The sequence below is a fragment of the Novosphingobium profundi genome, from assembly GCF_018491765.1.
GTDB lineage: Bacteria > Pseudomonadota > Alphaproteobacteria > Sphingomonadales > Sphingomonadaceae > Novosphingobium > Novosphingobium profundi.
The window spans coordinates 1-21766 of sequence record NZ_JABWCU010000035.1 but is presented as its reverse complement, the minus strand read 5'-3'; the positions used below and the strand labels follow the sequence as shown (position 1 = coordinate 21766).

Sequence of the window (21766 nt, the reverse complement as noted above, 5' to 3'; positions counted from 1 at the left end):
ACCTGACGGTGCGCGTCGTCGTCCGTGGGCCCCTCCTATCGACTACCGGGATAACCGCCAGACTACCGAAAGGTGGGGTCAATATTGGACGCCGATAGGGGGTCAGTTTTGCGCGCCGGTTGACAGCAAGGACGGTCCGGCGATCGGCACTGTCTGTTTGCTGCTCTGCGCTCGTCGCAAGTTTCCCGGCGCTATGCACCAGTTGCTTGTTGGCCGCCTTGGTAACAGGGTCAGTGTCGCTCAAAGGTCGACGCCGTCGCCCGGCGTTTCAATCCGGTGTAGGATCATGCCTGCTTCCTCGAGATAAGGCGCGTAAGTGTCATATCGCTGAGACAGGAAATAATCCCGCGCATAGCCGTCATGGACCGGGATGATGTGGCGCGAGCGCATTGTCTTTGCGAATTTGTAAACCGCGATTTCCGTCAGGAACGGCGCCATGACAGGAAGAGCCAGTATTTCGATGCCGGCTAGTCGATGCAGGGCCTTATCGAAGCTGTCTCCAGGATTGAGAAACCGATCATTCACGACGAAAGCGGCTATCTCCGGAATTTCATCGGCGAGTATCGGCTCATGACGCACCTTCAGCGCCTCTACTGCGAACGGTCCGAGTTCGCGCTTACCTGATTCGAATACCTTCGCATTCAAACCGGCCTCTCGCAATTTTGCGACCACATTCTTGGTCCCAAACATGGGGATATCGCGCTCGCCGACAATCGAATTAAGGGCCTTGAGATCGACATGATCAGGATGGCCATGGGTGAACAGGATATGATCCGCGCCGCTAAGCTGGGCGGGATCGACCCGCCCATCAACGAATGAAAATTTGCCGGGGTCGAATAGCAACCGTTGCCCACCATCACTGAGCATGAGGCAACTATGGACATATTTCTCGATTCGCATGACGAAACTCCGCGATCCCGGGGTTCGCCTCAGACGTGCTTGCCTTCGGCAAACTCCTCGACGAGCTTGGCGCAGAAGGCGGGAAGATCATCTGGATTGCGGCTGGTTACCAAGCCGTCATCCACTACGACTTCGCGATCGACCCACGTGCTGCCAGCATTGCTAAGATCGGTTTTTAGCGTGGGATAGGACGTCACCGTCCGTCCCTTGACCACACCAGCTTCCACCAAAAGCCAGGGTCCGTGACAGATGACCCCGACCGGCTTCTTCTGTTCAAAAAAATCCTTCACTAGCCTGATGACAGATGCTTCCCCGCGCAGCGTGTCGGCACCGACGCAGCCGCCAGGAATTATCAGTCCGTCAAAATCGTCCGATGAAGCCTCGGAAACAAGCCTGTCGACCTCGTAACTGCCCCCGGGATCGAGATCATTGTTATTGGTCTGTGCGTTATCGCTCTTGAGACCGAGAACCGTCACGTTGGCCCCGGCTGCCTCGACGGCTTCCCTTGGCTTGACGAATTCCGGCTCTTCCGTGCCGCGAGGCGCTATGAGAATGGCGATCTTCCTGCCTTGCAATGTCATGTATCTGCCTTTCGCACTGAACGTGATCCATCTTGTCAGGGCAACGGGTGGATCATCACGCCGTTCCAAAAGACAGCGGCCGATGGTCCATCCCTGAGACGGTCCGGGTCTAGAATCAGCCGGTACCGACTGACATGTCAGGAGCGACTCTGCGATCGGGATGCGGCGCCCAGCTTGTCACCGGCCCGTTCTGCTGCGCGCTAAGTTCTGTCAGATAATTGACAATGGCTGGGATACAAATCTCCGTTCCACATACTTTGCTCCTTGACCAACTGCGCATGTCATATGATATGCGCGGGCAAGGCGATGGATTTCCGCCGGGCTTCGGCCGAACCGCCTTCGGCTGATGATTCCTACCTGATGCGTTTTCGCAACAAGGAGGAATCGTGCGCACTAAATTCGTAATATTGCTATCGAACCTGAACGTCCTGACCTTTGTTCGGGACCGGCACGACCATGCTCTGTCCGTGTTGCGTTGGCTGGCGCTCCTTGTTCCCATGGCGGCGGCGGTGGGCAGTCTCTGCGCAGCCTTCCTCTGGAGCCTCGATGTTGCCACGCGCACGCGCTTTGCGCATCCATGGCTGCTGTTCCTCCTGCCGGTCGGCGGGTTCGCGGTCGGGCTGCTCTATCATCTGTTTGGCCGCAGCGTCGAAGGCGGCAACAACCTGATCGTCGAGCAGGTCCATGAACCGGGCGGCGGCGTACCTTTGCGCATGGCGCCGCTAATCTTCCTCGGCACCGTTGTCACGCACCTGTTCGGCGGCTCGGCGGGGCGTGAAGGCACGGCTGTGCAGCTGGGCGGCAGCCTTGCCAGCGCCTTCGCCACGATGTTTCGGCTTGATGCCGAGAGTACCCGCATCATCCTGATGGCGGGTATTGCCGCAGGTTTCGGGGCCGTTTTCGGCACACCGCTGGCAGGCGCCGTTTTCGCTCTCGAAGTGCTGGCAGTCGGCCGTGTGGAATATCGGGCGCTGGTGCCGGTACTGATAGCTGCGATTGTCGGCGACTGGACCTGTCACCAGTGGGGAATCCACCACGGATTGTACCATATCGACTATCTCAAGCGCGCTGTCGGACCGATTGCCGTCGACCCGGTGCTTCTGCTCGAGGCGGGCGTTGCCGGTGTGGCGTTTGGACTGGTCGGCCTGCTGTTCTCCGAACTGTCGCACGGCTTCGGCGACTTCGTGAAGCGCCACGTCCGCTTCGGGCCGCTGCGTCCCTTCCTGGGCGGCCTGGCGGTGATCGCTCTGGTCTATCTGCTCGGTACGCGCGACTATCTTGGCCTCGGCGTCTGGGCGCCCGACGCCTCGACACCCACCATCGCCGGCTTTTTCGCGCCGGGGCCTGACTACTGGAGTTGGGCGCTCAAGCTGCTGTTCACGGTCGTGACGCTGGGCACCGGCTTCAAGGGAGGCGAGGTAACGCCGCTGTTCTTCATCGGCGCGGCGCTCGGCCACGCCCTTGGCACCCTCTTCGGCGCTCCTGTCGATCTTTTTGCCGGTCTCGGGTTCGTTGCTGTCTTTGCCGGGGCAGCGAACACGCCTTTGGCCTGCACCATCATGGGCATCGAACTGTTCGGTGCTACCCATGCCGTCTACATCGCCGTAGCCTGTTTCGTCGCCTATCTGTGCTCAGGCCACAGCGGCATCTACCTGTCTCAGCAGATTGCCGTCCCCAAGCATCCGCGCATTTCCATCAGCCCCGGCATTACGCTGCGGAGCGTTCGCGCCGCGCGCCCTCAGATCACAAAGCAGGATCTTCGTAAAAATGACTGACACGGCTATTCTCACGTCCAGCGAGATCGGCATGCTGCGTATCTACATGGCGCCGCGTGATACGGCAGAGCCGCGCAAGGCATGGAAGCTGTGGTCAGCACGCCCGCTCTATCGTGAGCTTGTCGTCCAGGCCAAGGCTGCCGGTCTGATGAACGCCGTAGCCCATCATACCCATTACGGCTTCAGCAACCACGGGCCGGTGCTCGATCAGGGCGCGGAAACGAGCAATCCCTATCTGACCATGTGCGTCGAACTGATCGGCCACCGCGCCGATCTTGAACTGTTCTGCCAGCGGCATGCCGCCCTGCTGTCGACGAAGGTGGTCATCTACAAACAGCTCGAACATTGGTCGATCGAAGCCCCGGCAAGGCCGCATCAGGAGAGCAAAGCATAAAGATCCTTTCCGTCATCGTCGGAGCCGACAGCACTGCGACATGCCTCAATGCAGCCGTTCTCGCAGCGCAGAGCGTGGGGGACTGTACAATCGAAGCGCTGAATGTCGTGGTCGATCCCGGCCTGCTCGTTGCCGCCAGCGAAGAGGTCGATATGCAGCGTCTGCGCGAACATTGGGAAGGCACGGCCAGCGAGCGATCGGCCGCCTGCCACACGGCTTTCGTGGCATGGACCGCAGGAGCCGCCCAAGACGCGCCACCCGTTGCCTGGCGAACCATCGTTGGGGATGAGCAAGTCGTGGTGACGCAGGAGGCGAACAATGCCGACCTGCTGGTCGTGATCGCCCACGAGCGAAACATGGACGGCGGGGACGCCCTGCATGCCGCGCTGTTCGATAGCCAGAAACCGGTGCTGATCGTCCCGGTTTCCTGGAAGCCCCAGCCCGGTCAGAGCTTTTCGCGTGTGGCTGCCGGCTTGAGCGACTCCGATGCGGCAAGGCGCGCCATCGAGGCGGCCACGCCCTGGTTGGAAGTCGCCACTGACGTCACCGCTATTCGGATCGGCGATGCAGGTGATCCGGCGCTCAAGCTGGAAGCGCTGCTCGACGATGCAGGGATTGCGCACCAGCTCCACGTCGTGCCGCGCTCGCACGAAAACCTTGGTCAGCAACTCCTGACTGAGGCCCATCTGGCGGGAGCGGATAAGCTTGTGACGGGAGCCTATCGGCATAACCAGCTGATCGAATGGTTCGCAGGCGGAACCACCCGGCACCTGCTCGCCAAGGCGGACATCCCGCTCCTGATGGTTCGCTAAGGTTGAAGGGGGCGTGATCTGACGGGCGCATCGACACGACGCAGCAGAGACAGGTAGCATCGCGCGATGATCTCCATCCCGAACCTGACGCTCGCTTATCTGCTGCTCGAATGGGCGATCCGGCTCATCATGGTGGTGGTCATTCCGCTGCGGCGTCCGCCCGAAGCGGCGCGCAGTTGGCTGCTTCTCGTGCTGTTCTTGCCGGTGCCCGCCTTCATCCTGTACCGCCTGATCGGCCGGGCCGCGTTCCCATCCTGGCGGCGGGACCGCTTCAGGCGGGCGGCGCCGGAGCGGGAGAGTGCCGGGCAGGCGCTGATGAGCAGCAAAAGCGCGCCTTCCCGGACAGCTGTGCTTGCACAATGGCTGGGCGGTTTTCCAAACTGTGGGGGCAACGCCCTCCATCTGCTTGAGGACTATGACGGCACGATCGATGCCATGGTGGCAGCGATAGATGCAGCCCATGTTCGGGTGCATCTGCTGACCTACATCTTCGCAGACGACCGGACGGGACAGAAAGTCGCAGATGCCCTTGGCCGCGCACATGCACGCGGCGTCGATGTCCGCGTCCTGATCGATGCGCTGGGCTCGCGCCCTTGGGCAAAACGCAGCCTACCGATGCTGGCGGACCGAGGCGTCACTGCCCGCCTGGTCCTGCCGGTTCGCTTCGCGGCGCTTCGCCGTGCGCGAAGCGATCTGCGCAATCACCGCAAGCTGTGCCTGATCGATGGCAGGGTCGCTTTCGTAGGGTCGCAGAATATTGTGAACCGCGATTTCAAGCCCGGGATCGTAAATGACGAACTCGTAGCGCGGGTTGAAGGCCCGGTTGTCTGCGCGCTCGATGCGGTCTTTGCCAGCGACTTGTTCCTTGAGACCGAACAGACCATCGCGGCCTTGCCCGTGCCCGATGCCTCAGGCGCCTCAGAATTGCAGGCGATGCCCAGTGGGCCAGACTACCGCGTGCCCGGCTATGAGCGATTGCTCGTCGAACTCGTTCACGAGGCGCAAGAGAATATCACCATTGTCTCGCCCTATCTGATCCCAGACGAAGCCCTGCTGACCGCGCTCAAGAACGCGGTCGCACGCGGCGTCGCGATCGACCTTGTCGTTTCGCATGTTGTGGACCAGCGGCTCGTGAACCTTGCCCAGCGATCCTATTATACCGAACTGCTCGAGGCAGGCGTACGCCTCCACCGCTACCGCGACAGGTTGCTGCACGCGAAGAACGTATCGATCGATGGCCGCATCGCCGTCATCGGATCCAGCAATGCCGATGTTCGCTCCTTCATGCTGAATGCCGAGATCAGCCTGATCTTGCATGATGAAGCGTCCACCGGACCTCTCGCGGATGTCCAACGGGGATACATCCGCCGAAGCGACCGACTTTTGCTGGAGGAATGGCGTGATCGCCCGCGTGTTTCCCGCTTCTGCGAAAATCTAGCTCGCCTCGTCAGTCCTTTGCTGTGACCTCGCGCCTGCGGTGCCGGAAGTGTGCGGCGAGGCCGACGAGGAGCAGCACCGCGAGTACGGGCAGCAGAACATGGCCCACATCGCGGACGCGGCCAAAAGCAGCCTCGATGCCCTGACCGAACAGGTAACCAAGGGTCACGAAGACCGCAGCCCAAACCACGGCCGCCAATGCGTTGATAGCCATGAAGCGGGAGGCAGGAAGCGCTGTCGTGCCGATCGCGATGGGGCTGACAGTGCGCAGGCCATACAGAAAGCGGAAGCCGAACACGAACAGCACTGGCCGCTGCTCGAACACATCGATGGCGCGGCGGAACGCGGCCTTCTGCTGGACGCGCCGAACATAGCGATGATCGCGGAACCGGCGGCCGAGGGCAAAGAAGATCTGGTCCGCGATACAGGACCCGAGTGCTGCCGCCGCGATGGCCGCCGGGTACGCGATCAGGCCACGATGGACCATCACGCCGCCCAGCACGACCACCGTCTCGCCCTCGATCCCGGCGCCGAGGAACAGAGCGGCAAGGCCGTACTGGCTAAGGACCGTTTCAAGCGTCACGGCTTCTGCCGCTGGACCACCGCGCCTGCCTCATCCGGCGCGCCGGAACGGATTACGAGGAAGCGGCGCTCTGCAGGCGCGGCGTCCTTGACGATCTGCCGGATCGGGCCAACCGCATTGACGATCGCCGCGCCTGCCGGATTGGTCATGAACTTGGCCAGCGGCTCGACTGTATCAGTACCATCCTGACGCGCCGCCAGACCCAGCGTAAAGGTCTGCTTGGGCGCCAGTCCGGCGACCGCGGCCTGCAGGATCTGCACCTGCCCCTGATCGAACAGCGACACCTGGCTCTGTCCCTGACCTTCCAGCACGACCTGCACTTTGCCCTGCGCCTTGGCGAGCGGCACGAGGTTGTCGAGGCCTTGCCCCGAAGGCACGGCGCCGGGCACATAGGCGACGCCCTGCGGGCCCTGTCCGATCGGGATCGTGGCAATGACCTTGTTCGTGGCCGTATCTATGACGGCGACTGCATCGTCATTTTCCAGCCCGACATAGATCCGGCTGCCATCGCCTGAGGGCCAGAGCCCATGCGGCAGCGCGCCGACCGGCACCGAGGCGACTTGTTCGAAAGTGTCGGTCCGGAAGACCTTGACGATATTCTGCGTGCCGACCGTTACATAGGCGAACTGGCCTTTAGCTGTCCTGGCGATGTTGACGTGGTTGGTGATCGGCCCGGTGTCGATCGTCTTCATCACGGCGAAGGGCGGCTTGGCGTCGAAGACCATCACCTTGCCGACGTCCTTGAGCGTCAGCCATACCTGCTTGCCGTCAGGCGTGGCGGCGATGTCGGGGCAGAAGGGGCTGTTCTGCTTCACGCGGCCAACGATGCGCTTTGACCTGGTGTCGATGACGACGGTTTCTGACGAGAAGCTGGAACAGACGTAGCCATATTTCCCATCGGGCGAGAAGATCGTCATGCCCGGCCCGTTGGGGACAGCAATACGGCCCGTCTCCTTGAAGGTGGTCCCGTCGAGCACCGCTATATAATCCTCGCCGCGCACGCTCACCCAGGCTTCTCGGCCATCGGGCCGGACGAAGGCTTCATGCGGGGAGCGCCCGACATAGGCGGTGTGCTTCACGGCATTGGTCGCGGTATCGATGAAGCTGACCGAGTTGGACCCGATCGACACGACCGCCAGGGTACGGCGATCAGGCGAGAAGCCCATGCCATGGACCAGAAGCTGGCCGCGATAAAGCGGGCTGAGATTTGCAGGCGTGGGATCGCCGAGCTTGATGACCCCCAGCAGCGTGTTCGTCGACGGATCGATGACCGATACCGTGTTGGAAAACTGGTCCGAAGTGTAGAAGCGGTCCTGCGCACTGACTGCCCTGTCGGGCTGGGCATTGGGGACCTGCTGCGCAGATGCCGGGAGTGCGACCAGGGCAGCCGCTATCGGCAAGGTGCATGACACGATGCTCAGCGTCTTGTTCATTTGTCGTCTCCCATGTGATGATGCGCGCCGGCAGCGGGGCCGGTCTTTTCGGCGAGGATGTCCTGCATGACGGCGATCTCCTGCCGCTGCTCGACGATGATGCCCTGAGCCAGACGGCGCAGGCGTTCGTCTTTTCCATACCTGAGTTCCGCTTCCGCCATCTCGGTTGCGCCCTGGTGATGGGGGATCATCATTGCCGCGAAGTCGCGGTCCGGGTCGCCCGATGGCGCATTCATCATCGCATGGTGCATCCGCTCCATCGAGGCTGCCATCTGGCTTGCAAAGCCATCGGGCGATGTCGCCAGTGCGGCCGCCGATGCTGTCGCCGCGCAAAGGCCGGCCAATCCCCATAGCAGTTTCAAGTGAAGCCCTTTCGTCATGGCGCTCCGGCGATAACGCCCACAGCGGACGCAAGTGTCATCGTCGCAGTGCGCAACGGAAAAAAATGCGAGCTGCTGAGGAGCATGTGCGCCAACGCAGGCGTTGCCTATCGAACGGATGGCGCAACCGTCGCGATCGATCCAACCGATGATTTTTGCAGTTTCGATAGGATTTGACGATCAATGGTCTGGCTGGATGATCCCGCGTTGATCGCCGAACGCAAAGCGGCACTTGGTGCTCCGCACATCGCGCCGCTGGAGATATGGCGTGAGGGGCTCGTTGGCGCAGGACACCCGGTGCCGCATTTCGACCCGTTCGATGGCGGCATAAATGCGCGCCTTCTCCTGCTTCTTGAGACGCCGGGGCCCGGGCCTGATCGCACTCGCTTCGTGTCGCGGGACAATCCGTCAGGCACAGCTCGGAACCTTCGCCGCTATCTTGAGGCTGCAGGCATTGGCCGAAACGACATCGTTCAGTGGAACTGCGTGCCCTGGATCGTCCACGCCCCCGGCGCCCGCAATCGCGCACTGCGCCGCGCAGAGATTGCCGAGGGTCTCGCAACGCTTCCCGGCCTGCTTGCGAAACTGCCGTGCGTGCGGGTCTGCATATTGGCGGGACGGGTGGCTGCAGGTGCGGAGGCGCTTATCAAAGAGGCGCGGCCCGATGTATCAATCATCACCATGCCCCATCTTAGTCCGGCCAATGTCTGCAACAGTCCTGATGTCGGCCAACGGATCGAAAGCGCGCTGCTCGCCGCCAGCAACGCACTCATCAAATGATCTTAAAATGAGATTGGAATGATATAATCAATGCGTTGGAGTGATTGATCGGGCTGCGGTATCAATGGTGACAGGAGATCACCATGACCCTTGAACAATTACGCATCTTCGTGGGCGTTGCCGAACGCGAACATATGACGCGGGCCGCCGAGGCACTGGGCGTGACCCAGTCCGCTGCCAGCGCTGCGATTGCCGCGCTGGAAGCCAGACATGACGTTCCGCTCTTCAACCGCGTGGGTCGCGGCATCGAACTGACCGAGGCGGGTCGCATGTTCCTCGATGAGGCACGCGCCGTTCTTGGCCGCGCCGCGACGGCGGAGCTTACCCTAGCCGAGTATGGCGGTCTGAAGCGCGGCACCCTGCGCCTTGTCGCCAGCCAGACCATCGCCAGCTACTGGCTCCCCTCGCGCCTCGCCCAGTTTCACAGCCGTCACCCGGCGATCCGCGTCGAACTGGCAATCGACAACAGCGAAGGTGCGGCAGCACGGGTACTGGACGGCCGCGCGGAACTGGGCTTTGTCGAAGGTTCAATCGACCAGCCCGCACTCGCCCACTGGAAAGTCGGCGAGGACCGGATGCTGCTGATCTCGGGCCAGGCTGTCGATACTGTCGACGAGGACTGGGTGCGCGGCGCCAACTGGATCGTGCGGGAGCACGGGTCCGGCACGCGGTCGAGTTTCGAGGATGTGCTGCGTGATCGCGGTATCGATCCGGCAGACCTGGACATCGCCATGACGCTGCCGTCCAACGAAGCCGTACGGTCTGCTGTCGAGGCCGGCGCGGGCGTTGCGGTCCTGTCCGAACTGGTGGTGCGCCGCGCGCTTGCTGCGGGGCACCTTCATGAATTGCCGCTCGCGATGCCAGCCCGTCCATTTGAGGCGTTACGCCACAAGGAACGGTATCGCACTCGGGCAGCCGACGCGCTGACCGAACTGGTCAAGGAGTTTGGATGATGACCACGGATATCAAGCCCATCCTCGAAGGGATGCGCCCGCTCAGCCGGCTCGATCACCCGCGCGAGATGATCCGCCAGTTCACGCCCAACTGGTTTGCCGCAACCATGGGCACGGGCATCCTTGCGCTGGCCCTCCCGCAGATGCCGGGCATCGGCGCTTCGCTCAAGCCGGTGGGAGAAGTGATGTGGTTATTTAACATCGGGCTCTTCACCCTTTTTACCGCGCTCTATACCGCGCGCTGGATCCTGTTCGGCCACGAAGCGCGGCGCATCTTCGGGCACAATACCGTATCGATGTTCATCGGCACGATCCCGATGGGCCTCGCCACGATCATCAACGGCTGTCTCGCATTCGGTATCGCGCGCTTCGGCGAGGGCATCGTGCCGGTCGCCACGGTCTTGTGGTGGATCGACGCCGCCATGGCGGTGAGCTGCGGTGTGCTGATCCCGTACTTCATGTTCACGCGCCACCAGCATTCACTCGATGGGATGACGGCGGTGTGGCTGCTGCCGGTCGTGGCGGCCGAAGTGACGGCTGCCAGCGGAGGACTGTTGGCGCCGCATCTGGCGCAGGGCAGCGCACAGTTTGGGATGCTCGTCACGTCCTACATCCTGTGGGCCTATTCGGTCCCGGTCGCCTTCAGCATCCTGGCGCTGCTGATCCTGCGCATGGCGCTGCACAAGCTGCCGCATGAGGGCATGGCCGCATCGAGCTGGCTGGCACTCGGCCCCATCGGCACCGGCGCGCTGGGCATGCTGGTTCTGGGCGGCGATGCGCCTGCGATCATGGCCGGGCATGGGCTGGCCGATGTCGGCGCTGTCGCCCAGGGTATCGGCACAATCGCCGGCCTGCTGCTCTGGGGGTTTGGCCTCTGGTGGCTGGCGCTCGCCTCGCTCATCACCTGGCGCTACTGGCGGGCAGGTATCCCGTTCAACCTTGGCTGGTGGGGTTACACCTTCCCGCTAGGCGTCTTCACCGTGGCAACCTTTCGCCTTGGCACGACCCTGAACCTTGCCTTCTTCGGTATCGTCGGCACCGCCCTGACCCTGGCGCTCGCGCTGATGTGGATCGTGGTGGCCGCCAAGACCCTGATCGGCGGATGGCGCGGCAATCTGTTCGTATCACCCTGTATCGCCGCTACAAACTGATCGGGCATTGCGATCAGTAACGGCGTTCTGATCGCTTGCTTCTCACAGCAGCACCCGCCACCATTTTGCCCGAGAGGATACGACCATGGACAGACTGGATGCTGAGCTCGCGGCCGAAACAAGCCGCCGCCGTTTCCTGCAGAATGCCGCGCTCGGCGGTGCAGCCATCGCTGCCGCGCCCGCTCTGGCCCAAGGCATCACGCAGGGGCTGACCGACCTGCATCTGCCCGGCGGCAATGCGCAGCGCCCAATGACGAGCGCATTTCCCGGCAAGGGCAGCATGATCCTCCAGCGCGTCCATCCGCCCTTGCTCGAAACACCGATGGATGTCTTCGACCGCGACATGTTCACCCCCAATGACCAGTTCTTCGTGCGCTGGCACTGGGCAGACATCCCGACCTCGATCGACGTCGATGCCTTCCGCCTCACCGTTCGCGGGCACGTTAACAAGCCGATCGCGATCAGCCTGGAACAACTGATGCGCCTGCCACGGGTCGAGATGGCCGCGGTGAACCAGTGCTCGGGCAATTCGCGCGGGCTGTTCCAGCCCCGCGTCTCCGGCGCGCAGTGGGGCAACGGGGCGATGGGCAATGCGAAGTGGCTCGGTGTCCGCTTGCGCGACGTGCTCGATCTGGCCGGGGTGAAGGCGGGGGCCGTCCAGGTTCGTTTCGGCGCTCTCGACCAACCCGTGGTCGCCGGCGCTCCTGACTTCGAGAAGGCGCTCGACATCGATCATGCCCGCGACGGCGAAGTGATGATCGCCTTCGGCATGAACGGCACGCAGCTGCCGCTCCTCAACGGCTTTCCGATCAGGCTGATCGTGCCGGGCTGGTACTCCACGTATTGGGTCAAGATGCTGAACGACATCGAGGTCCTGCCCGGGCCAGACGATGAATACTGGATGGCCAAGGCTTACAAGATCCCAGCAACGCCCGGCGCCAACGTAAAGCCCGGCGCCAAGGACTTCCCGACCGTTCCGATCAACCGCATGATCCCGCGTTCGTGGGTCACCAGTCTGGGCGAAGGTCAGCGGATCGCACACGAGGCCTCGATCCCGCTCGGCGGCATCGCCATGGGCGGCGACTGCGGCGTGGCGCGGGTCGATGTGTCCACCGACGGCGGTCACCACTGGTTTGCAACGAAGCTGGGCCCGGATCACGGGAAATTCAGTTTCCGGCGGTGGGATGCGCAGGTTCCCTTGCCCGGCCCCGGTCAGACCGCACTCATGTCGCGCTGCTGGAACACGGCAGGCGTCGCACAACCGATGGCGCCGATCTGGAACCCCGGCGGTTTCATGCGCGGCAACATCGAAACCACTACCATCGTGACGGCATAAGGAGCCCGGCATGAAAGCGCCAACCCCAGGCATGCTGGCCATCGGACTGCTCGGCGTGACCGTCTTCACCCTCATGATGGTGGGCCCTCCCGGCAGTTATACTCCGCCGCCCGAACCCCATTCGACCGGGCCTGCACCCAGCAGCATTTCCGTGAACGGCTTTACCCTGGCCTCGGATACTGTCGATCTTCCCATCGATGAGCAGCAATATCCCGATGGCCCTCATGCCGATGTCATCAATGCGAACTGCACGTCGTGCCATTCCGCCAGCATGGCGATGACCCAGCCAGTGCTTTCAGCGGACCAGTGGAAGGCAACGGTCACCAAGATGAAGGATGTCTACAAGGCTCCCGTGGCGGAAAAGGACATTCCGGCTATCATCGACTATCTGACGGCAATGAGTGTCGCGCAGGATGGGGCGCCGACCGGAAAGGTGCAGAATCCTGCGCCGGATGCCTCTGGAGGAACGGGTTGAGGCACCACGCTGCGTGACGTCTGCTTTCGGGCGCTACCCTCGGAGCATCGAGCGGCGGGAATGGGCGCGAAGAGGCCTTTTTCTTGCTCGGGGAGAATCTTGTCCGGCGCTTAGCCCGCTTCCACGAAGGCGCATTCAAGCCGCACCTCGTCGAGCAGGCTTTCGATGGTTGCGCGTTGGGCATCGGTGCCGCCAGGCCTGACATCCCAGTTGCAATGCGGGTGTGTCTTCCTGTCGCGCACGATGACCTTGCCGACGGCTCGGCGCCAGGTCTGGGTGGTGCCGCCATTTTGCCGGACGAGGCGTGTTATCAGCAGGTGTTCGAGATCGGATGACGTCATGACCGCCGCATAGCTGCTCGTGTCGACTATTCCAACACGGCGCGCGCGCTCGGTCCGTCACCGGGAAGTGTCGAGGGCCAGCCTTTGCGTGCCAAAGGCCGGTTCCAAGGGCGGCGGCGTCAGCGCAATTGGCTGTCCTTGCTGCCGCGTCGGTTGATGCGAGAATGGGCGATCGTCTTGTCGCGTTGTCCCTGGCAGCCGACGCAGGTTCGCACACCCGGCAGAGCTTCGCGCCGACGGGGAGGAATGGTCTCGCCGCACTCTTCGCAGTATTCGAGCCCCTCGCCAGCGGGCATCCGGGCGCGTGCGCCGCGCACCGCGTCGTTTACCGTGTCATCAATCTGATCCTGCACCGCACCATCGCGCGACCATCCACCGGCCATATCCATTCCCATTCGTATCGAAGGATACGACGTGGGGACCCGATGCGGGCGATTCAATGCTGTCTCCCTCCCAGACACGGCGCTCAGCCACAGGGGAAAGGGGGCGTCGTCAGCTTGGAGGCATCCGGTGCTTCGGCAAGGTCGACCTCGTCGACTTCGCCGAACGTGCCGAAGTTGGCGCCGTAACGCGCGATGCCGGGGAGGCGGCGTCCGGGGCAAACCTGGATCTGGCCGTCGGCGTCTGCCAGGGGATGCGAGGAGCTCGATACGTCTTCCCACCCATCCTGGCTGCTGGTCGATCTGCTCGGCAAGGGAAAGCGGTCGGGCCGGTCACTGCCAGGCCAAATTCGCCCTCGAACGACCGATAAGGGTGCCTGGAGGCCACTACCCCGCCGGTGCATAGAGGCCCTTCTCCGCCCGACCCATTCCCGACACTCAGCGCCGGATTCCAGCTCCCGCGGTGCGGAAGGTCCCCTATCTGACACGACTTGCCTTTCGCCCGGCGCGAAGCCAACTGGTCGAAATTCGCCGACAGTCGTCAAACTGGGCTCATTCCCACCACAAATCGCCATTCATTCACCGCCCATCAGCGAGGAGCTGAATGAGTAAATGCGGGGAAAGCCAAGCAGGAGGTGCAGGCCAAGGATACGGTTCGAGCATTCTGGATCCACTTGGGACGGCTCCGGTCGGTTCGTCCTTGCGGCCCGGTGCCGCCTGCCCTAGGTGAGAATTGGTCGCAATTGCCCAGCCTGAACAGAATGAAGGGCGAACGATCCCGAAAGGCGAGCAAATGTCGCAAACCGAGGTCATAGCTGGACTGCTCGAAGAACGGCGCGACGAGATGGTGAAATATGCGAGTGCCGTCAGCGGTGACGAGGCTAGCGCGGAGGATTTGGTTCAGGAAGCATGGCTGCGCTGTGACCGGGCAGCTAAGACCGAGCCTCTCCTTAAGCCTGCGCGCCTGTTATGGCGCATCCTGCGGAATCTTTCCATCGACCGGGGGCTGTCGCGCGACATTCAGGGTGAGAAAGCGCGACAAACAAGATGAGAATCCAGCGTTGCGGGATTGGCGAAGGGCGTAGCCCGTAGCCGATGCCGCAACGCTGGAGGCGCCTTTTGAAGGGTGCCTGTGATGGTCGTGGCGACCGCTATGCATTGGGTTTTCCTGGGAAGGAGGACCTGGCGTGTGGCGGGCCGACACATCAACGATCATCAGGTGAGACTTTTCATGACCCACAGACGTAACGATCCCGTCGCCCTGGCAGCGGCGAAGGCCGGTTTCAGCCCGGCGACTGGCTATCGGGTGCTGCAGGATGCGCGCCTGCCTTCCCAGCGACAGGCCCCGCGCGGCCGACGGCGCCCTGATCCGTTATCGGGCATTTTCGAGGAGGTTGTCGTGCCGATGCTGGAGGCCGCTCCGGGTCTTCGTCCTGTCGCGATCTTCGAGGAACTGCGCCGTCGGTACCGGATACCGAGTTCGGCTCACGACGAACCCTGGAAAGGCGTATTCGCGACTGGCGCGCTCTTAACGGCCAGGATCGGGAAGTCATCTTCAGGCAGGTTCATGAGCCGGGGCGGCTCGGCATGTCCGATTTTACGTGCATGAACGATCTGGAGGTCGCCATCGCCGGGGCGCCCTTGGACCACTTGCTCTATCACTTCCGCCTACCTTGCGGCGGCTTTAAACATGTTGCGGACGTCGCCTCCGCGCACAAAGATCAGGCCTCCGGCGATAAAGCCGATAGCTTGGGCAAGCCCTTGTATGACGCGAACAGGGTCGCCTTCCCCATGGTGTTCCACAAGTTCCAACGCAGACAAGGTAAGCATGCCTGAACTGAGCGCGACAAGGCCATGTGTTCGCAGGCCTGCATCGTGCCCGTGGCGTTCGCGTTCGAACCCCAGGACGAGGCCCAGAACCGTTGCGAGCCCCAGCCTCATGAGGGTGACGGGGAGATCGTCCTCAAGCATTTTCGTCATTCGGCTTAAAGGTGATGACGCGATAAGCATAGTACAGCAGGACTGCTGCCATGATCACCAGGCCAGCAGGCCCGAGATAGCGATCGACGGCTGAAAATTGCTGGCCGAGAAAATATCCAGCGCTTGCAAGAACGCTGTTCCACACAGCCGATCCCAGGGTAGTGAGAAAGATAAACCGTGGAAAAGGCGTGCCGAATAGGCCTGCCGGAATCGAGATCAGCGTGCGCAGCCCAGGGATGATGTGAGCGACAGGAATGGCCCATGAGCCGTGCCGATCGAACCAGTCATCGATGCGATCGATTTCGCTGGCCGACAAGGTAAGCCAGCGCCCGTGGCGGTCAGCCAGCTTTTTCAATCGCCGTTCGCCACATTTGCTTGCCAACCACCACCAGAAGGCGGCGCCAGTGACCGTTCCTATCGTGCCGGATATGATGACAAGCATGATGTTGAGGCCGCCGTCAGCCGCAGTGTAGCCCGCCAGGGGCATGATCACTTCGGAGGGTATGGGAGGAAAAACATTCTCAAGCAGCATGAGCAGCGCGATGGCCAAGTACCCCATCTGCTCGACAATGGTTGTGATCCATTCCGTCATACGCCGCTATCCTGAAGATCGTGAAGATTTGCAGTGCGTCGCCAGGACGCACCCGGTGTCGCGCACCCCAAACATATCCGTGTGCAGCGCTATCCTCCTGTGGATCGACATCAGGCATTTCCTTTACGTCGGCGGGTTTCCCAGCCCTTTTTTGCGGCTGCAGAGCGTGTTTCCTCGCTCTGGCTCGATCCGCCCTTACGGCCGCCTTTGCGCGAACTCTCGTGGCTTTCTTTTTTGCGGCGGCCAGAGCCAGATTTCTTTCCGCCCCCGGCCTCCTTGTTGACCGTTGCCCAGGCGCGCCTCTCTGCTTCCTCCTTGCCTACACCACGGTCCTCATAGCCCTCTTGGATATGCTCGGCCTTGCGCTTCTGCTTGTCGGTGTAGCTCGACTTGTCTCCGCGAGGCATGATCCGTCTCCCTGTCGTTTGCCCCCATCAATCCTTTGAACGCGGCAACCGCCAATTCGTCCCGATCTTTGTCGATCGGCTCGCCGCAAATGATTGTCAGGAACCGCGCTCTGGACCGTTCCTTGCCGGATCGAAGCGCTCGCCTGTTTTTGGGCCTTTCAGAGGACTGGCCGCCCAATAGAGGTGACAGGGCGGTATGTTGCACCATTCGAAGTCTCGCTGCACATAAGCGAAATTGCGATCGATAAGACGGCAGATAGCAGTGCGCATCTGATATGCCGCAAGAACACCAGTCGGTTTCAGTGCCAGAGCGGTCTCGTGCATGATAATATCCGCCTCGGCATCACCCAGCGTCGAGAACGGCAGGCCGGTAAGAATGCAATCTGCTCTGCCGCGCGCTTCTGCGCGGATATAGCTGCGGACATCCCTCGCTGATCCCTCGACCACCACCAGGCGCGGGTCATTGCACTGCTCACGCAGCATGGCAGCGAAAGCCTGGCTGGTCTCGATCGCGATCAGCTGCGCATCAGGGCGCATGCGCTTGAGCATCTCGAAGGTGAATCTGCCGCTGCCCGGTCCATATTCGACGAGGACCTCGATGTTGGACCAGTCCAACGGGGCCAGCATGCGACGCACCATTCGGGCGCTTGCGGGAAAAGCCGATCCGACCATTGACGGATGCCGGACGAACTCCGCTGCGGCGATCCATCCTGCATCTTTCACGAAGCCTTTCTCCCTGCATGCTGATCGGAGCGAGGATGTCGACTTAGCCAGGATAGGGGTTTTTCCGTAGCAAATCGGCCAAATGCGCGGCGTTGCCAGCCACCATCTTTGCAGTTTCCGTTACCTTGTCCGGCATCGTCGCCAAATCCTTGAAATCCGTAGATCCCATCGCCTCTCCGACCCAATAGCATGCCGCGACTGCTGGAATGGTCCAGCCTACGTCGTTCAGGGCCTGAAAAAGCTGGGCGGATGAAAAATGCGCGCCGTCCTCATTGCCAACGATCGCCGCCACCGCGACTTTCCCATAGCTGGGCATGCGGCCCTGGTCGTCTGTCTCGGAGAGAAAAGCGTCCATCCGTTCGAGTACACGCTTGGCGATACTGGATATCTGCCCCATCCAGATCGGGCCGCCGAAGATGAGGATGTCGTGCGCGAGTATTTTCTCGCGCAGCGCAGGCCAGCCATCGCCGTCCCCTTCGTCGGATGTCACTCCGGCTTTGATATCGAGCGCTGCCACCCGCACTGTCTCAGTAATCGTGACCTGGCGGTGGGAAAATGCGCGCTTCAGCACCATGATCATTGCGTCGGTTGAGCTTGCCTCGTTCGCATCGCTCTTGAGCGTACAGTTGAGAGCTAGGGCCTTGAGTGGCATCGATCGCCTCCTTTGACGTCGGCTGCCGCAGGCATGCGACAATCCGTTCACTGAATAGAGAACTCATCAGCGGACAAAGGGTTCTATCTTCAAAGGAGATGCCGCAATGACCGAGACCGCCACGATGATCCACGAAGATGCGCTTCCCGGGCACGAAAGCAAACTCGAGCCAAAGCCCGAGTGGCAGCCTCGCTACAAGGGTTCAGCGCGTCTCAAGGACAAGGTTGCGATCATCACCGGTGCCGACAGTGGCATCGGACGCGCTGTGGCGGCACTCTATGCCCGTGAAGGCGCTGACATCGCCATCGTCTATCTGCTCGAAGATGACGATGCCGCCGAAACGAAGCGGATCGTCGAGGCCGAAGGCCGCAAGGCGATCACCATCCGCGGCGACATCGGCGAGAAGGATTTCAGCGATCAGATCGTGCGCAAGACGCTCGATGCATTCGGCAGGATCGACATTCTCGTGAACAATGCCGGCGAGCAGCACCCCGATGACGACATCACAGACATAACCGAGGAACAGCTGCGCCGAACCTTCCAGACAAATATCTTCGGTATGTTCTTCCTGGCGCAGGCCGCGCGCCCACACCTCAAGCCGGGCGCGGCGATCGTCAATTGCACGAGCGTCACCATGTATCAGGGCAGCAAGGATCTGCTCGACTATTGCTCGACCAAGGGTGCGATCACTGCCTTTACGCGGTCATTGTCGGAAAATCTGGTCGGCGATGGCATTCGCGTGAATGCGGTCGCACCGGGACCGATCTGGACCCCGCTCAATCCATGCGGCGGAGCGAAGCCGGAGAAGCTGGAGCATTTTGGCGAGAGCACGCCCATGGGTCGGCCGGGCCAGCCCAATGAAATCGCCCCGGCCTTCCTGTTCCTCGCCTGTGAGGATTCCAGCTACATGTCCGGGCAGGTGCTCCATCCAAATGGCGGGATCATTGTGAACGGCTAGATCGCTCGGTCCACGGCGCGCGGAACATTGCGACCCGATGCCCGAAGCCGCCGGATCGAGCTCAGCCCGGCAAATGAATACAGAATGTTCAACCGATGGAAGGAACTGACATGGCGGACCTGAGCCAAATCAAGGAGCATATGGAAATCATCGGCGCGGATGGCGTCCATATCGGCACTGTCGACAAGGTCGAAGGCGATCGGATCAAGATGACGAAAGCGGACAGCGGTTCGCACGCCGATCACCATCACTATTTTTCCGGAGGACTGGTGGCTGCCATCGAGGGCAATCAGGTGCGCCTCTCAGCAGACGGCTCAGCAGCCGTACTGCTGGAAGAGGAGAAAGGCGGCGAGGCGCTCAGCGACAAGTCTTCATAAGCGCAAAGAAATAGCCGGCCCTTTAGGGCCGGCCACTTCAGTCTGATCAGAAGGGGTAGTGGAGGCCGTAATAGCCATACACCTCTCGCCCGTAGGCGCGATCGTAGGCCGGCTCGCTGTCGCCTGCGTAGCGAGGCGCCTTCTCCAGAACGCTCTTGTCGAGGTTAACGACATAGCCGCCCTGATCGGTATCGTAGGTCAGCACATCCCAAGGCAGCGGGTAGTAATCGCTCCCCAGCCCGAACAGCCCGCCGAACTGCAGAACGGCATATTCAGCCTTGCCAGAGCGCTTTTCGACCATGAAATTGTAGATCGAGCCGAGCTTTTCGCGCTGGGCATTATAGACATTGGTACCCTCGACCTTGTTCGAGGCAATTAACCGATCGGTTTCGTTCGTGGCGATTTCTGCTTGTGCCATGACATCTCTCCTTCCATGTTTGGTATTCAGGAAGAACGTAGCAAATCGATCGACTATCCTCAGGTTGACCATCTGATCGTCAGGGCGAGCCTAAAATTCGTTCAATCGCTCACTGCGCTCGATCTGGCCTCGATACATTTAGACCGGCGACACCATGTATGTTAGCATTCGCCCATCGGATGACGGCGACCCAGCGAGCATTTGTCCGGCAGAGAGATTCGTGCTCCCGCTTGCGAGACTGGGGAAACGACATTGCGACAATCCATAAATATGGCCTTGACACCTGAACCGGCCGCACTGCCTTGCATTGCGCCATCCATGCGCGAGCAAGTGGACGCTTTCGACTGGAACACCACGCCGCTGGGCCCGCGGGCGACCTGGCCATCCGAACTCGAAATCGTCGTACGCCAAATCCTCGACTCGAGCTTTCCCAAGGCGATAGTTTGGGGTTCGGGCTTCACCACAATATACAACGACGCTTTTGTGCCGATCCTTGGGGAGAAACATGTCGCGCTAGGTCGTTCGTTCGCCGAGATATGGTCTGAAAGCTGGAGCGAGATCGGACCGATCGCCGGACGCGCCTATGCTGGCGAGCCAACCTATATCGAAGACTTCCCGCTGGTCATCAACCGCACCGGGCAGGACGAGCAGGCCTGGTTCACCTTCTGCTACAGCCCGCTGCGCCTGGCCGACGGCAGCATCAGGGGGATGATGGATACCGTCATCGAGACCACGGACACGGTCAGGGCGCAGGCCAGCCTCGCACTGGTCAACGAGGAGCTCGGTCACCGTCTCAAGAACACGCTGGCACTGGTGCAGGCGATTGCCTCCCAAACATTGCGCGGGGCTGCGGAGCCATCAGCAATCGAGAATTTCAACCATCGCCTTTCGGCACTCGGGCACGCGCATGACATCCTGCTCCAGCAGGACTGGGCCTCGGCATCGCTGCGCGAGATAATAGACCATTCGCTTGAGCCGCACGACCCCGGTAGTCAGATCATCCGCAAAGGCCCCAATCTCGCGATTGGCTCACGGGCTGCGGTAGCACTGTCACTCATGCTGCACGAGCTTGCCACCAATGCCGCCAAATATGGTGCATTGTCCGTTGCTGACGGATGCGTTCGATTGTCATGGACCATCGATGGCGACCATCTCGATCTCCGCTGGCATGAATCCGACGGACCGCCGGTGACGGCGCCGACAGCCAAGGGATTTGGATCGCGTCTGATCGCGATGGGGCTTGGCCGTTCAAGCGAAGTCGAGCTACGCTACGAGGCTACTGGCTTCAAACTCGATATGCGCACGCCGATCGCCAAACTCGCAAGCTGAACCTCATCCACTGACGACGGTGGTTCTATTGGGATGCAGCACCTTTCCTTTCCTGACACATGTGCTTGAATCGAGCTGACCGGGACCGACCTTTATAAGACGCTCAAAGGCGATTTTTCGTCGCCCAGGTCCAGACGAGCCGCTTTCCCTTTTTGGACAACCAAGACTGACCGATGGCGGAATGTCAGGTTTTAGTGTTTTTAGAGGCAAACGAGGATGGTGATAAACTTGTGGCGAGCAGCCGGGCGAATCCCCTCAAAATTTGTGACTGACGCCCAAGGCAAGCCTGACATCGGGCGTCGCGGCGTTAAGACTCGACACGCCTTGGACGTCCAGCTGGGTCGCCTTTCCAACCTTCCAGGCAAGCGACAGCGCAGCGCTGGCCAGCGTTGCGTGATCCGCCGGATCGCGAGAGCGCATCAACTCTAGTTCCGGCGAGACTTTTACCTTGTCCGAAATGCTGAACTGAAATCCCGCTGCCGCGCCATAAGCGTAAGCGCGCATTTCGTAGCACGTTGCTTCCGGAGGCAGTGCGGCCATCATAGTTGACGCTGGACGAGACAGGCCATCGCGGCGACGTCGGCAGGTCAGGCGTGTTTTTCGAAGTTGAATGGCAGCA

At 61.4% G+C, this 21766-nt stretch carries 27 protein-coding genes, 2 pseudogenes and 1 riboswitch; of the genes and pseudogenes, 14 read left to right on the top strand and 15 right to left on the bottom strand.

Annotated features, from left to right (window positions below; translation table 11 throughout):
* Positions 1 to 240: 240 nt before the first annotated feature.
* Together HT136_RS24565 and HT136_RS24560 are read right to left on the bottom strand one after the other, a co-directional pair.
* A complete protein-coding gene (locus HT136_RS24565) occupies positions 241 to 900 on the bottom strand; it encodes an MBL fold metallo-hydrolase (RefSeq protein WP_214202478.1) in 660 nt (219 codons plus the stop codon).
* 29 nt (positions 901 to 929) lie between these two features.
* Complete coding sequence (locus HT136_RS24560) at positions 930 to 1481, bottom strand: type 1 glutamine amidotransferase domain-containing protein (protein WP_214202477.1); 552 nt, start codon at positions 1479 to 1481, stop codon at positions 930 to 932.
* Positions 1482 to 1774: 293 nt separating this feature from the next.
* Positions 1775 to 1844, top strand: a riboswitch (Fluoride riboswitch).
* Positions 1845 to 1867: 23 nt separating this feature from the next.
* On the opposite strand from HT136_RS24560, the gene HT136_RS24555 reads away from it, so the two are divergent.
* From HT136_RS24555 to HT136_RS24540, 4 genes are all read left to right on the top strand, one after another.
* A complete protein-coding gene (locus HT136_RS24555) occupies positions 1868 to 3256 on the top strand; it encodes a voltage-gated chloride channel family protein (protein ID WP_214202476.1) in 1389 nt (462 codons plus the stop codon).
* The gene (locus HT136_RS24550; protein ID WP_008830660.1) at positions 3249 to 3650 is read left to right on the top strand and encodes a DUF190 domain-containing protein; all 402 of its coding nucleotides are present in this window, start codon (positions 3249 to 3251) and stop codon (positions 3648 to 3650) included. Before HT136_RS24555 ends, HT136_RS24550 begins: the two co-directional genes overlap by 8 nt.
* Positions 3602 to 4462, top strand: a complete 861-nt coding sequence (locus HT136_RS24545; RefSeq protein WP_246544376.1) for a universal stress protein — start codon at positions 3602 to 3604, stop codon at positions 4460 to 4462. The genes HT136_RS24550 and HT136_RS24545 overlap by 49 nt, the downstream gene beginning before the upstream one ends.
* Positions 4463 to 4528: 66 nt before the next feature.
* On the top strand, positions 4529 to 5926 hold the full coding sequence (locus HT136_RS24540) for a phospholipase D-like domain-containing protein (protein WP_214202475.1): 1398 nt from the start codon (positions 4529 to 4531) through the stop codon (positions 5924 to 5926).
* On the opposite strand, the gene HT136_RS24535 is transcribed toward HT136_RS24540, so the two are convergent.
* The 3 genes from HT136_RS24535 to copM are packed head-to-tail and all read right to left on the bottom strand — an operon-like array spanning position 5910 to position 8295.
* Entirely contained in the window at positions 5910 to 6482 is a 573-nt protein-coding gene (locus tag HT136_RS24535; protein ID WP_214202474.1) for a DedA family protein, read from the bottom strand. The two genes, HT136_RS24540 and HT136_RS24535, sit on opposite strands and share 17 nt — an antisense overlap.
* On the bottom strand, positions 6479 to 7915 hold the full coding sequence (locus HT136_RS24530) for a YncE family protein (RefSeq protein ID WP_214202473.1): 1437 nt from the start codon (positions 7913 to 7915) through the stop codon (positions 6479 to 6481). Before HT136_RS24530 ends, HT136_RS24535 begins: the two co-directional genes overlap by 4 nt.
* A complete protein-coding gene (gene copM, locus HT136_RS24525) occupies positions 7912 to 8295 on the bottom strand; it encodes a CopM family metallochaperone (RefSeq protein WP_214202472.1) in 384 nt (127 codons plus the stop codon). The genes HT136_RS24530 and copM overlap by 4 nt, the downstream gene beginning before the upstream one ends.
* A 183-nt stretch (positions 8296 to 8478) precedes the next feature.
* Between copM and HT136_RS24520 the strand changes: the two genes are divergently transcribed.
* The 5 genes from HT136_RS24520 to HT136_RS24500 all read left to right on the top strand — a co-directional run bounded on the left by HT136_RS24520 (position 8479) and on the right by HT136_RS24500 (position 12990).
* The gene (locus HT136_RS24520) at positions 8479 to 9075 is read left to right on the top strand and encodes a uracil-DNA glycosylase (protein ID WP_214202471.1); all 597 of its coding nucleotides are present in this window, start codon (positions 8479 to 8481) and stop codon (positions 9073 to 9075) included.
* A gap of 83 nt (positions 9076 to 9158) precedes the next feature.
* Positions 9159 to 10028: a LysR family transcriptional regulator gene (locus tag HT136_RS24515; RefSeq protein WP_214202470.1), complete on the top strand. Its 870-nt coding sequence runs from the start codon at positions 9159 to 9161 to the stop codon at positions 10026 to 10028.
* Entirely contained in the window at positions 10025 to 11179 is a 1155-nt protein-coding gene (locus tag HT136_RS24510; RefSeq protein ID WP_246544373.1) for a TDT family transporter, read from the top strand. Before HT136_RS24515 ends, HT136_RS24510 begins: the two co-directional genes overlap by 4 nt.
* Positions 11180 to 11264: 85 nt before the next feature.
* Positions 11265 to 12515, top strand: coding sequence for a molybdopterin-dependent oxidoreductase (locus HT136_RS24505; RefSeq protein WP_214202469.1), 1251 nt, complete (start codon positions 11265 to 11267; stop codon positions 12513 to 12515).
* A gap of 10 nt (positions 12516 to 12525) precedes the next feature.
* Complete coding sequence (locus HT136_RS24500) at positions 12526 to 12990, top strand: hypothetical protein (RefSeq protein ID WP_214202468.1); 465 nt, start codon at positions 12526 to 12528, stop codon at positions 12988 to 12990.
* A 110-nt stretch (positions 12991 to 13100) separates the two neighbouring features.
* Here HT136_RS24500 and HT136_RS24495 read toward each other — a convergent pair whose 3' ends face one another.
* From HT136_RS24495 to HT136_RS24485, 3 genes are all read right to left on the bottom strand, one after another.
* Positions 13101 to 13331, bottom strand: coding sequence for a hypothetical protein (locus tag HT136_RS24495; RefSeq protein ID WP_214202467.1), 231 nt, complete (start codon positions 13329 to 13331; stop codon positions 13101 to 13103).
* A gap of 119 nt (positions 13332 to 13450) precedes the next feature.
* Positions 13451 to 13714 (bottom strand): DksA/TraR family C4-type zinc finger protein, encoded by a 264-nt coding sequence (locus tag HT136_RS24490; RefSeq protein ID WP_214202480.1) that lies wholly within the window; start codon positions 13712 to 13714, stop codon positions 13451 to 13453.
* Positions 13715 to 13797: 83 nt separating this feature from the next.
* Positions 13798 to 14025 (bottom strand): hypothetical protein, encoded by a 228-nt coding sequence (locus HT136_RS24485; RefSeq protein WP_214202466.1) that lies wholly within the window; start codon positions 14023 to 14025, stop codon positions 13798 to 13800.
* A 479-nt stretch (positions 14026 to 14504) separates the two neighbouring features.
* Between HT136_RS24485 and HT136_RS24480 the strand changes: the two genes are divergently transcribed.
* Positions 14505 to 14762 (top strand): RNA polymerase sigma factor, encoded by a 258-nt coding sequence (locus HT136_RS24480; protein ID WP_214202465.1) that lies wholly within the window; start codon positions 14505 to 14507, stop codon positions 14760 to 14762.
* Between the two features lie 138 nt (positions 14763 to 14900).
* A pseudogene (locus tag HT136_RS24475) lies at positions 14901 to 15403 on the top strand (IS21 family transposase); the annotation flags it as partial.
* Here HT136_RS24475 and HT136_RS24470 read toward each other — a convergent pair.
* The 5 genes from HT136_RS24470 to HT136_RS24450 form a co-directional block, all read right to left on the bottom strand.
* On the bottom strand, positions 15380 to 15652 hold the full coding sequence (locus HT136_RS24470; RefSeq protein WP_246544379.1) for an MgtC/SapB family protein: 273 nt from the start codon (positions 15650 to 15652) through the stop codon (positions 15380 to 15382). The pseudogene HT136_RS24475 and the gene HT136_RS24470 sit on opposite strands and share 24 nt — an antisense overlap.
* 22 nt (positions 15653 to 15674) lie before the next feature.
* Entirely contained in the window at positions 15675 to 16283 is a 609-nt protein-coding gene (locus HT136_RS24465; protein WP_214202464.1) for a DedA family protein, read from the bottom strand.
* A gap of 110 nt (positions 16284 to 16393) precedes the next feature.
* Complete coding sequence (locus HT136_RS24460) at positions 16394 to 16690, bottom strand: plasmid stabilization protein (protein ID WP_214202463.1); 297 nt, start codon at positions 16688 to 16690, stop codon at positions 16394 to 16396.
* Positions 16691 to 16786: 96 nt separating this feature from the next.
* Positions 16787 to 17413 carry a class I SAM-dependent methyltransferase gene (locus HT136_RS24455; RefSeq protein ID WP_343222311.1) on the bottom strand — a complete coding sequence of 209 codons (627 nt, stop codon included), beginning with the start codon at positions 17411 to 17413 and terminating at the stop codon, positions 16787 to 16789.
* 43 nt (positions 17414 to 17456) lie between these two features.
* Positions 17457 to 18065 carry a flavodoxin family protein gene (locus HT136_RS24450; RefSeq protein WP_214202462.1) on the bottom strand — a complete coding sequence of 203 codons (609 nt, stop codon included), beginning with the start codon at positions 18063 to 18065 and terminating at the stop codon, positions 17457 to 17459.
* A 106-nt stretch (positions 18066 to 18171) separates the two neighbouring features.
* Between HT136_RS24450 and HT136_RS24445 the strand changes: the two genes are divergently transcribed.
* Together HT136_RS24445 and HT136_RS24440 are read left to right on the top strand one after the other, a co-directional pair.
* Entirely contained in the window at positions 18172 to 19023 is an 852-nt protein-coding gene (locus tag HT136_RS24445) for an SDR family oxidoreductase (protein ID WP_214202461.1), read from the top strand.
* A 110-nt stretch (positions 19024 to 19133) separates the two neighbouring features.
* Positions 19134 to 19400: a DUF2171 domain-containing protein gene (locus tag HT136_RS24440; RefSeq protein ID WP_214202460.1), complete on the top strand. Its 267-nt coding sequence runs from the start codon at positions 19134 to 19136 to the stop codon at positions 19398 to 19400.
* Between the two features lie 46 nt (positions 19401 to 19446).
* On the opposite strand, the gene HT136_RS24435 is transcribed toward HT136_RS24440, so the two are convergent.
* A complete protein-coding gene (locus tag HT136_RS24435) occupies positions 19447 to 19818 on the bottom strand; it encodes a PRC-barrel domain-containing protein (protein WP_214202459.1) in 372 nt (123 codons plus the stop codon).
* A gap of 318 nt (positions 19819 to 20136) precedes the next feature.
* On the opposite strand from HT136_RS24435, the gene HT136_RS24430 reads away from it, so the two are divergent.
* Positions 20137 to 21147, top strand: coding sequence for a sensor histidine kinase (locus HT136_RS24430; RefSeq protein WP_214202458.1), 1011 nt, complete (start codon positions 20137 to 20139; stop codon positions 21145 to 21147).
* 255 nt (positions 21148 to 21402) lie between these two features.
* Here HT136_RS24430 and HT136_RS24425 read toward each other — a convergent pair.
* Positions 21403 to 21766: pseudogene (locus tag HT136_RS24425) on the bottom strand (hypothetical protein); the annotation flags it as partial.